13 protein-coding genes are annotated in these 10,177 nt (G+C 70.1%); 5 read left to right on the top strand and 8 right to left on the bottom strand.

Annotated elements, in window-relative coordinates:
* Nucleotides 1-854 (bottom strand): glutamate--cysteine ligase (locus QH283_RS27960; protein WP_280505915.1); only part of this gene is annotated, 854 nt, incomplete at its 3' end.
* Nucleotides 855-949: 95 nt separating this feature from the next.
* On the opposite strand from QH283_RS27960, the gene QH283_RS27955 reads away from it, so the two are divergent.
* Nucleotides 950-1,654, top strand: coding sequence for a DsbA family protein (locus QH283_RS27955; RefSeq protein WP_280505917.1), 705 nt, complete (start codon nt 950-952; stop codon nt 1,652-1,654).
* Nucleotides 1,655-1,679: 25 nt separating this feature from the next.
* On the opposite strand, the gene QH283_RS27950 is transcribed toward QH283_RS27955, so the two are convergent.
* Together QH283_RS27950 and QH283_RS27945 are read right to left on the bottom strand one after the other, a co-directional pair.
* Nucleotides 1,680-2,072 carry a hypothetical protein gene (locus QH283_RS27950; protein ID WP_280505914.1) on the bottom strand — a complete coding sequence of 131 codons (393 nt, stop codon included), beginning with the start codon at nt 2,070-2,072 and terminating at the stop codon, nt 1,680-1,682.
* Between the two features lie 111 nt (nt 2,073-2,183).
* On the bottom strand, nt 2,184-2,870 hold the full coding sequence (locus QH283_RS27945) for a TetR/AcrR family transcriptional regulator (protein ID WP_280505913.1): 687 nt from the start codon (nt 2,868-2,870) through the stop codon (nt 2,184-2,186).
* 244 nt (nt 2,871-3,114) lie between these two features.
* Here QH283_RS27945 and QH283_RS27940 point away from each other — a divergent pair, with 244 nt between their 5' ends.
* The 3 genes from QH283_RS27940 (at nt 3,115) to QH283_RS27930 (ending at nt 5,979) form a co-directional block, all read left to right on the top strand.
* Nucleotides 3,115-4,245 carry an ABC transporter permease gene (locus QH283_RS27940; RefSeq protein WP_280505912.1) on the top strand — a complete coding sequence of 377 codons (1,131 nt, stop codon included), beginning with the start codon at nt 3,115-3,117 and terminating at the stop codon, nt 4,243-4,245.
* A complete protein-coding gene (locus tag QH283_RS27935; protein WP_280505911.1) occupies nt 4,242-4,922 on the top strand; it encodes an ABC transporter ATP-binding protein in 681 nt (226 codons plus the stop codon). Before QH283_RS27940 ends, QH283_RS27935 begins: the two co-directional genes overlap by 4 nt.
* Nucleotides 4,923-5,019: 97 nt before the next feature.
* Entirely contained in the window at nt 5,020-5,979 is a 960-nt protein-coding gene (locus tag QH283_RS27930; protein WP_280505910.1) for a DUF808 domain-containing protein, read from the top strand.
* A gap of 123 nt (nt 5,980-6,102) precedes the next feature.
* Here QH283_RS27930 and QH283_RS27925 read toward each other — a convergent pair whose 3' ends face one another.
* The 4 genes from QH283_RS27925 to QH283_RS27910 all read right to left on the bottom strand — a co-directional run bounded on the left by QH283_RS27925 (nt 6,103) and on the right by QH283_RS27910 (nt 8,978).
* On the bottom strand, nt 6,103-6,891 hold the full coding sequence (locus QH283_RS27925) for an oxygenase MpaB family protein (protein WP_414689538.1): 789 nt from the start codon (nt 6,889-6,891) through the stop codon (nt 6,103-6,105).
* Nucleotides 6,892-6,975: 84 nt separating this feature from the next.
* Complete coding sequence (locus QH283_RS27920) at nt 6,976-7,551, bottom strand: dihydrofolate reductase family protein (protein ID WP_280505916.1); 576 nt, start codon at nt 7,549-7,551, stop codon at nt 6,976-6,978.
* Between the two features lie 45 nt (nt 7,552-7,596).
* Nucleotides 7,597-8,307 (bottom strand): SDR family NAD(P)-dependent oxidoreductase, encoded by a 711-nt coding sequence (locus QH283_RS27915; protein WP_280505908.1) that lies wholly within the window; start codon nt 8,305-8,307, stop codon nt 7,597-7,599.
* Between the two features lie 29 nt (nt 8,308-8,336).
* Nucleotides 8,337-8,978 carry a maleylpyruvate isomerase family mycothiol-dependent enzyme gene (locus QH283_RS27910; protein WP_280505907.1) on the bottom strand — a complete coding sequence of 214 codons (642 nt, stop codon included), beginning with the start codon at nt 8,976-8,978 and terminating at the stop codon, nt 8,337-8,339.
* Between the two features lie 270 nt (nt 8,979-9,248).
* Here QH283_RS27910 and QH283_RS27905 point away from each other — a divergent pair, with 270 nt between their 5' ends.
* Nucleotides 9,249-9,689 (top strand): hypothetical protein, encoded by a 441-nt coding sequence (locus tag QH283_RS27905; protein WP_280505906.1) that lies wholly within the window; start codon nt 9,249-9,251, stop codon nt 9,687-9,689.
* A 17-nt stretch (nt 9,690-9,706) separates the two neighbouring features.
* On the opposite strand, the gene QH283_RS27900 is transcribed toward QH283_RS27905, so the two are convergent.
* Nucleotides 9,707-10,177, bottom strand: a 471-nt coding sequence (locus tag QH283_RS27900; protein WP_280505905.1) for a hypothetical protein, incomplete at its 5' end; no start/stop codon positions are given.

Here is a 10,177-nt window from a genome sequence, read left to right as displayed (position 1 = left end):
CCCTCCATGCCGCTGCGCGCCGCCTTCCAGTACGCGGCGCGCATCATCTCCGCGGCCACGTCGGGCGCTGTCCGCCCCTCGGCCAGCGCGCGGCGCGCGGTGTGCACGGTGGCGCGGACCAGGGCCGCGAGCAGCGCGGTCTCCTCGGCGGTGGCGGGCACATCGCTGACCCTGACCTCCACGGTCGGGTAGTCGATCGAGGGCCGCACGTCCCAATAGACCATCTTCTCGTCCAGGGCGATGCCGCTGGTCAGCATCATCCGCACCATGGCGTCGTAGCCGGCGGCGGAACCGAATCGCGGCGGCGGCCCGGCGCTGGGCCAGCGCCGCCACAGGATCGACCGCCAGCTGGCGTAGCCGGTGTCGGAGGCGCGGTAGATGGCCGAATTCGCGGTCAGCGCGAGGAAGACCGGCAGCCAGGGCCGCAAGTGGTCGCTGACGCGCACCGCGGTCTCCCGGTCGGGCACCGACACGTGCACGTGACAGCCGCACAGCCCCTGTTCGTGGGCGATCATGCCGAAGTTGTCGGCGATGGACCGGTAGCGCGGGGTGTCGGTGACCGGGAAGTCCTCGGGCACCGTGGGCGGGACGGCCACCGCGAGCAGCCGCACGTTCTCCTCGCGCGCGCACCGGGCGACCAGGCGGCGCCGTTCCCGCAGTTGCGCGTGCAGCTCCGGGATGGACGAGTGCACGTCGGTGCTGGTCTCCACCTGGCAGCGGGTCAGCTCGAGTTGCAGGTCGAGACCGTGTGCCCGCGCGGTTCGCGCGACGGCCTCGTTGCGGGCGGCGGGAGCGCCGGTGTCCGGCTCGACGAGCAGGAATTCCTCTTCGACTCCGACCGTCGGCATGTCCATGCCGGCCGGTTACCCGTCCCACGACCCTCAACCACCGTTGTGCCGCCGGGCCGCGGCCTGGTGTGCTGGTCGGCATGGATGCCGGAACAACCGACGTGGCGAGTGTGGATTTCCATTTCGACCCGATGTGCCCGTTCGCCTATCAGACCTCGCTGTGGCTGCGCAACGTGCGCGAGCAGCTCGGTTTCACCGTGCGCTGGCGCTTCTTCAGCCTGGAGTGGGTCAACCACGTCGAGGGCAAGAAGTTCCCGTGGGAGCGCGACTGGTCCTACGGGTGGTCGCTCATGCGTATCGGCGCCGCCCTGCGCCGTCGCGACATGGATCTGCTCGACCGCTGGTACGCGCTGATCGGCGCCGAACTGCACGAGCGCGGCGGCAGCCCGCACCGGCCGGAGCAGGCCGCGCGCCTGCTGGACGAGCTCGGTGTGGGCGCGGCCGTGCTGGACGACGCGCTCACCGACCCCGGCACCCATGACGAGGTCACCCGCGATCACCAGCGGGTGCTCGCGGCGGGTGGCTTCGGCGTGCCCACCCTGTTCCTCGACGGCGAGCAGTGCCTGTTCGGCCCGGTCCTGGTCGATCCGCCCGCGGGGGAGCAGGCACTGGCCCTGTGGCGGGTCGTCACCGGTATGGCCGCCTTTCCGCACGTCTACGAACTGCAACGTCCCAAGTCGGCGGCCGACCTGGCGTTGATCGCCGACCGGCTGCGCCCGTACGTGTGCGGCCGCGACTGGGTCAGCGTCGACCGCGGTCGCGTGATCGACCTGGACGGTGTCGTCGGCGGCGAGGGTGCCCGCTAGCTCGCGAACAGCCCGGCGGCGGCGCTCAGTGCGCGTCGAGCACGCTCACCGGAACCCCGTAGGGCAGGAAACGGACACGCCGGCCGGGGTCGGTGTTGTCGCGGTGTGCGCGCAGCGCCTCGAGTTCGCTGGGGAAGACCTGATCGACCCTGGCCTCGCCGCTGTCGTCAATGGTGTAGATCGCCCACACCCCGCTGCCGGTCTCTCCGGCGGTCTCACCCTCCGGCCGTGGCGGGCGGGGGCGGTCGGGCTGGACGAAGCGCTCGAACACCGAGTTCAGCGAACCGACGCCCGCGCTGTCCACCTTGTCCAGGTAGCCGCCCGCCTTGGCGAGCAGGTCGCGCAGTTCGGTCCCCGCCTCACGGAGTGCGCGTTCGAAATCTTCCGGGTCGATGCCGAAAGGCCCGTTCGTTGCCATCGGGTGCTCCTCGTGACGGGGGTGGGCTGGTTGTCCCTCAGTGTCCTCGCGATGCCGGTACCGCGCCACGACGGCCGTGCCGACCGGCCGTCGCGTGCGTGGGAGCGGTGCTCAGTCGCGCTGGTCGGACAGCGGTTCGCGCTCGTCGGATGCCGCCGCGTGCCTCGTCCCGGTCGCGCTCTCGTGCGGATCGGGACCGACCGCGGGACCCGCGCCCACCGCGCCCATCACGAACGGCACGACCTGGGCGATCACCTCGTCGGCGGGGGCGCCGTTGGCCAGTGTCTGCCGGTGCGGGTCGAGGCAGCCGAGGATGCAGCGACTTGCGAAGCGGGCGTCGACCAGCCGGAACACCCCGGCTCGCTCGCCCTGTTCGAGGATCTCGAAGACCAGGTTCTCCAGCTGGTTGAGCCCGGAGGAGAATTCGAGGGCGGCCTGGTCGGGTATGAGGCTCATCACCGGTGGGGTGACCGGGTGCGGTCCGGCGAACTCGCGCAGCACCAGGGTGACGACCGCCTCCAGCTTGTCGCGCGGATCGTCGATCGGATCGATCTCCTCGGCCACGCGGGCCAGGAAGCGCTCGACCTCGAGCGCCGACCAGGCCAGCAGCATCTCGGACTTGTCGGCGAAGTAGTTGTAGAGGACGGTGCGGGTCAGTCCGGCCCGCTCGGCCACCGCCTTGACCGACACCCCGTCCCAGCCGTCGCGGCCGAGCACTTCGGCGAAGGCGGCGAGGATGCGGCCGCGGGTAGCGTTCTTGTGTTCGGCAACGGTGTGCCCCGCGTTCAGAATAGGCACATTGCTGCTCCGGTTCGGTGCGGATTGTTGACCGGCCGAGCCTACACCGCACGCGGCACGAGATTTTGATGACACCCTGTCAGCAAAAGTTGGCACTCGGGCGCGCGATCTGCTCGAATCGCCCCATGCCCCACCCTCGTGCCCGCCGCGCCGCGGCGCTGTGACGAGCTGAACCGACGGGCCCGAGGTCGACCGGGCCGCACCAGCCGGGTCGAACCGGACGCCCCGAATTAGGAGCCGCTGTATGTTTCTCGCCGTGCGCGAACTGCTGTTCGCGCGTACCCGTGTCCTGCTCATGGGCTCGGTCATCGCCCTGATCTCCGTGCTGATGGTGATCCTGTCCGGCCTGTCCTCGGGCCTGGTCGAGGACGGCGTATCGGGCCTGCAACGCACCCCGGTGCAGGCCTTCGCCTTCTCCGAGGGCACCAAGACCGACTCCGCCTTCTCCCGATCGGTCGTCACCGAGGACCAGGCCGCCGACTGGGCCGCGCGCCCCGATGTGGCGGCGGCCGAACTCATGGGCAACACCATCGTCAACGCGCACACCGGCGACGGAACCGCCATCGACCTGACCGTCTTCGGCATCACCCCGGGCTCCTTCCTCGAACCCGAGGTCGGCGAGGGCGCCGGGCTGGGCGGGCCACGCGATGTGGTGCTCAGCATCAGCGCCGCCGACGAGGGTGTGCGGGTCGGTGACAGCGTGATCGTGGACCGGATCGGCACCGAGCTCACCGTGGTCGGATTCACCACCGACAAGCGCACCTTCGGCCACGTGGACATCGCCTATGTGCCGCTGCGCACCTGGCAGGAGATCAACAGCGGCCTGCCCGCGGGCTCGGAGATGGACCCGCGCATCTACACCCAGGCCAGCGTGGTGGCGATCCAGGGCGTCGACGGCGCCGTGCCCGATCTCGCCGCGGGCGACGAGGCCGCCGGCACCTCCAGCAAGACCCTCGAGCAGTCCTTCGACGCCTCGCCCGGCTACTCCGCCGAGATGATGACCATGTCGATGATCATCGCCTTCCTCTACGCCATCTCCGCGCTCGTCGTCGGCGCCTTCTTCAGCATCTGGACCGTGCAGCGCATGCGCGAGCTGGCAGTGCTTCGCGCGCTGGGGGCCTCCACCGGCTACCTGCTGCGCGACAGCCTGATGCAGGCGGTGTTCATCCTGGTCGCCGCGGTCGCCGTCGGTGTCGCGATCGGTCTCGGCCTCGGTTCCGGCCTGACCGGCACCGGCATGCCCTTCGCGCTGGAAGCCGGACCCGTCACGCGCGGCGCGGTCCTGCTGGTCGTCCTCGGCCTCGTCGGCGCCGGCCTCGCCGTCCTGCGCATCACCCGCATCAATCCGCTGACCGCTCTGGGAGAGAACCGATGAGCACCCTCACCGCCACCGGCCTGAGCCTGCGCGAGGTCACCCTGCGCTTCGGCGACGGCGACAGCACGGTCACCGCGCTCGACAACGTGACCCTCGACGTCGCCGCGGGCGAACTGGTCGCCATCGTCGGCCCGTCCGGCTCCGGCAAGTCCAGCCTGCTCGCCGTCGCGGGCGGGCTCATCACCCCGAGCAGCGGCACCGTCGCCCTCCGCGACATCGACCTGACCGCGACGCCGCAGTCCAAGCTCGCGGAGATCCTGCGCAACAACATCGGTTTCGTCTTCCAGTCGGCGAACCTGCTGCCCGCCCTGACGGCCATCGACCAGCTGCGGCTGATGTCGACCATCACCGGCCGCCCCGGCCGCGACCCCGCCGAACTGCTCGCCTCTGTCGGCATGTCGCATCGCGCCGACAAGCGTCCCGGCCAGCTCTCCGGCGGCGAGCGCCAGCGGGTCGGCATCGCCCGCGCCCTGGTCACCGACCCGGCCGTGCTGCTCGTCGACGAACCGACCGCCGCCCTCGACCGCGCCCGCAGCCGTGAGGTGGTCACCCTGCTCGCCGAGGAGACCCACCGGGCGAAGGTCGCCACCGTCATGGTCACCCACGACCACGACATCCTCGAGCACTGCGACCGCATCCTCGAGATGGTCGACGGCAGGCTCTCGCCCGCGAGCTGACCAGCGCCCGTCGCTCGCCGCGCCGCCCGCGGTTCGGAACGGTTCGATTCCGGCCGCACCGCGGGCGGTTCGCGCATTTACGGAGAGGGAGGGTCTCGTGGCTGGTGGTCTCGTCGCCTTGCTGGACGACGTCGCACTGCTCGCGAAGGCGGCGGCGGCATCCATCGACGACATCGGCGCGGCGGCGGGCAAGGCCAGCGTCAAGGCGGCCGGTGTGGTCGTCGACGACACGGCGGTCACGCCCCGTTACGTCCACGGCTTCACCCCCGACCGGGAACTGCCCATCATCCGCAAGATCGCGTTGGGCTCGATCCGCAACAAACTGCTGATCATCCTGCCGGTCGCGATGCTCCTCAGCCAGTTCCTGCCACAGGCGCTGCCGTATCTGCTCATCGCGGGCGGCCTGTTCCTCTGCTACGAGGGCGCGGAGAAGGTCTACGAGGCAGTGACCGGCGGTCACCACGAGGAGGCGGGCCCCGCCGCCCAGGCGGGCCCGGAGTTCGAGAAGGCGATGGTCTCCGGCGCCATCCGCACCGACCTGATCCTCTCGGCGGAGATCATGGTCATCTCGCTGTCGTCGGTGGAGGACGAGCCGTTCTTCACTCGCCTCGGTGTGCTGATCATCGTGGCGTTCCTCATCACCGCGCTGGTCTACGGCGTCGTCGCGCTGATCGTGAAGATGGACGACGTGGGCCTGTCGCTGGCCGAACGTTCGTCCTCCTTCAGCCGCAAGGTCGGCCGAGGCCTGGTCGCGGCCATGCCGAAGGTCATGTCGGTGCTGACCGTCGTCGGTATCGCCGCCATGCTGTGGGTCGGCGGCCACATCCTCGTCGTCAATGTCGGCGAGGCGGGATTCCACTGGCCCGCCGACCGTCTGCACGATCTCGAGCACTGGTTCGGCGAGCTGGTGCACAACGGCATCGGCGGTGTGCTGTCGTGGACGGCGGGCACGGTGGCCTCGGCCCTGGTCGGTCTCGTCCTCGGCGCGATCGTCGTGGCGATCATGCATCTGATCCCCCAGAAGAAGGGCAAGACGGGGGCCCCGGCGGCGCACTGAGCCCCGGCCGCCGGTCGGCGCCGCCGACGATGACCGCCCGGTGGGGCATCGGCTCGCCCGGTTCGATCGACCCCGGTTCGATCGACAACGACAGTGCGCGCGGGATCGTCCTGGCATCGGCGCTCAGATGAGCGGCCTGCCCGCCGCGCGCCGCCGCCGCATGTTCGCCAAATGCTTGTCCAGCGGATAGCGCCGCCACCGCTCCGGTCCGGCCTTCAGCGCCAGCCCGATGGCGCGCATGACGATCTCGAACGCGCGCTGCCTGCGCGGCCCCCAGTCGAGACCGAGTTCGTCGCGGAATCGCTGCGGCAGAAATCCGGTGGTGAAGAACCGGTTGATCCGCCGGAACGCCAGCTGCTGCGCGCGGTTGTACGGGCCGAGGCCGACCACCTGGCCGAGCAGATAGGCCTTCACCTCGTCGTCGACCGAGATCTGCGACATCGCCGATCCCCAGTACTCGGCGAACGCCGCCCGGTCGGCGGGCCACAATTCCGGCGGCATCTGCAGGGTGGTCCCGAATCGCGCCGAATCCCGGTACAACTCGTCGGCGAGTTCTTCGCCGAGCGGCCCGTAGAGGTAGTTCAGCGAGTCGACGGTGCCCATGTAGATGCAGGCGGCGACCCACAGTTGCAGCCGGGGGTCGAAGGCGTTGTATCTCACCGGGCTGTCGGGGGTGGAGCGCACCTGCCGGTGTGAGCGGTTGGTCGCCTCCCGGTAGGCCTCGCGTTCCTCGTCGGTGCCCCACATGGCCACGGCCAGATAGGTCAGCGTGGTGCGGCCGCGCTTGCGCGGATGCCGGTCGAACCGGCCGCTCTCGACGGTGCTCTCCACCACACCCCGGCCCACGCCCGGGTTGCTCAACTGCATGATCACGTTGGCCGGTCCGCCGAGCAGGGCGCCGGGCCCGGCCAGGAACTCCTGCCGCGTCGTGTCGGCCGACTGTTGCCGCCGCTGAACCACAGCACCCCCCGAGTGAATGAGATAATTCTAGTGTACTTATCTCATCGCCGACGCGGAAGAGTTCCCGGCGCGATAGCGCAGCATGAGAGCGGTGGCGAACTGCCGGGTCTCCGCCAGTTCGAGCGGGACGCGCTTGTCGAACGCGGGGAACAGGGGAGTCCCGCCACCGACCAGCACGGGCGAGACGAACAGCAGGTACTCGTCGATGAGCCCGTGGGGCAACAGGGAAGCGGCGAGACCGGCCCCGCCGACTTCCATCACCCCGTCACCCTCGGCCTTGAGTTCGCGCACCACCTCGACGGCGTTCTCCCGCACCAGCGTGCTGTTCCAGTCGACGTCGGCGAGCGTGCGGGAGAAGACCACCTTGGGTTTGCCGGTCCACAGCTCGCTGAATTCGCGTTCGATCGGCGAGGCGTCCTCGGGGATGTGCGGCCAGTACTCGGCCATGAGTTCGTAGAGCTTGCGGCCGTGCAGGGAGATCTCGATCTCGCGGAACCGGTCGTTGTGGAACTGGTGCAGTTCCTCGTCCGGGTCGGTCCAGTCGATGCGGCCGTCGCGGTCGTTTATGTAGCCGTCCAGGGACACACCGATCCCGTAGCTCAGTTTCCTCATGCCGGGTAGACGGTCCGGGCGAAGAGAATTCATCGCCCGGGAACCTCACAGTCCTCCGGTCACCGCGATGGTGGTCGCGGTCAGGTAGGAGGCGCGCTCGCTCGCCGCGAACACGACCGCGTCCGCGATCTCCGCCGCGGTGGCGACGCGGCCGAGCGGCACGCGCGCGGCGACACGGGCCGGCCGGCCCGGATCACCGGCGGCCGCGTGGATGCCGGTGTCGGTGGTGCCAGGCGCGATCCCGACGACGCGGATGTGCGGCGCCAGTTCACGGCCGAGTCCCAGCGTCAGCGCGTCCACGGCGGCCTTGGACGCGGCATAGCCCACGTATTCGCCGGGCGCCCCGGTGTTCGCCGCGACACTGCTGATATTCACCACCACCCCCGGCAGCGAGGCGCCCGACCAGTACCGGGCCACGGCCGCCGTCATCGCCCACAGCCCGAACACGTTGACGTCGAACACATTCCTGACCTCGGACTCGGATGTGCCGAGGAAGCCGCCGAGCCTGCCGGTGACGCCCGCGTTGTTGACCAGCACCGTCAACGGCCCGCCTGCCCGAACCACCGACTCGACGAGATCCCCCGCGCCGGCGGTGTCGGCGACATCGGCGCGCACCGCACGCACCCGCGGACCGAGGGCACCCACCAGCCGCGCGGCGGCGTCGGCGTCGTCGCGGTAGGTGAAGCTCACCCGGTGCCCCGCCGTCGCCGCGGCGCGCACGATCGCCGCCCCGATACCCCGGCTCCCGCCGGTCACGAGGTAGTGCCCATTCGCCGCAGGCGCCGTCACAGGACGCCGAATCCGGCCGGGAGTCCGTCGCGCCCGGTCAGGGCGAGCAGCACCGCTTCGCCGTGTCCCCGCCGCACCGCCAGCTCCGTCGCGACCGGCAGCACCGCACGCAGGACCTCGGCGGGGAGCACGGCAGGCAGGCCGATGGCTCGTGCGATGTCGAGACCGTGGACGGCGAGTTCGAAGGTGCGGGTCGGCACGTAGTCCGACAGCAGGATGCCACCCACCGCGGTGGGCACGATCCTGTCGCCGGCTTCCGCCAGCGCCCGCACGGCCTGGTCCCGCAGCTCCCGGATCGCCTCGGCGGGGCGCTCGCCGAGGTCGGCCCCGGCCTGCTCGCCCCGCAGCCGGATCGACTCGGCATCGACCCGCTCGGCGGCGCGCGTGTAGTAGTCCGCGGTGGAGAGCACGGTGTGTTCGACAGCGGGCCGGGCGAGGTATTCGACGACGGTGCTCAGGGCCCGGCCGGTGTGACCGACGAGTGAGCGCACCGTCCACGACCCCAATGCGGGCGCGTCCCACCGGTCCGCCGGCACCGCCGCTGTCAGCGCGACCACATGATCGGCGGCGAGCCGGAACGCTTCGATCGCGACCGCCCTGCCGCGTGTTTCGACGAAATCGGCCTGGTCGACATCCATATCGGCATCCAACCGCCGGCTCCGCGCCCGCGACAGAGCCAATTCCCGGAAAGTGGTTTCGATTCGGCCGCCCACTCGCCCAGCTCGGACCGATGAGCCGAGGTCACGGGGGAGGTCGGGTAGCGGACTACTCGTGTGTTCCGAGCCCGCCGCGGCCACGCTGAAGGCGTCACCTCCACCGATGAGCAGATCTCCGGTGAGGCACACGTTCATCGACGCGGGTGCCGCTCTCCCGCCACCATCCCGAACCCACACACGAGAGGCAAGACGATGTCCGACCGCATCCTCTACTACGCGGCCGATTCCGGCCGCGGCGTCATCGGCACCATCGATTCCGGTAATCGACTCGCCGACGCCCACGTCATACCCGAGGGGAGTTTCGCCAATGATTGGACGCAGATCACCGCGCTCAGCGGCGACCGCATCCTCTACTACGCCGCCGACTCCGGTCGAGGCGTCATCGGCACCATCGGTTCCGACAATCGACTCGCCGACGCCCACGTCATCCCGGAGGGAAGTTTCGCCACGGACTGGACCCAGATCACCGGTCTGAGCGACGACCGCATCCTGTATTACGCGGCCGATTCGGGCCGAGGTGTGATCGGCACGATCGACTCCGGCAATCGACTCGCCGACGCCCACGTCATCCCGGCAGGGAGTTTCGCCAAGGATTGGACGCAGATCACCTTCCTGGGGCTGCCGACCTCGTAGGCAACGGCGTACCGGGCTCAGAATGCGGGGCTTCCGCTGTCGCACTGCCTGTCGAGCGCCATCTCGACATTCGCGGTCGCGGACTTCGTGGCGGATCGGGCCTGCCGGTCGTGCTCCGAGCCGGCGACCCGCCGATCGGTATTCGCTGTCAGCCGCCCCACATCCTGTCCGAAGTGGGTCGACCGTCGTAGCTGTTCCGGGTCGGGCGTCCGCCGCTGAATCGCCCTGTCCACCGCTGCTTCGTCACCGGCTGTCACCGATACTCCATTCGATCGCGGGTCGTGGATCACGCTGCGACAATCGTCGCGGTTCGCGTCGAACCTGCATATCCACTGTTCAACCGACGGGTGATCGGCCGACTCCGCATCCGAACCGGGTATTCGGCGCAACGGCGCGCCCGACGGGGCGAACCCGATCGGGGAGTGGCGAATCGGCGGAGCGTGAGGCGAGGGTGAGGCGGCGGCCGGCGTGTGGGGGGTGTGGGTTAT

It is taken from the genome of Nocardia farcinica, assembly GCF_029867845.1.
In the GTDB taxonomy this organism is placed as follows: Bacteria; Actinomycetota; Actinomycetes; order Mycobacteriales; family Mycobacteriaceae; genus Nocardia; species Nocardia farcinica_A.
Note: the sequence above shows the minus strand (reverse complement) of the source record. Positions and strands in the feature narration are given on the sequence as shown.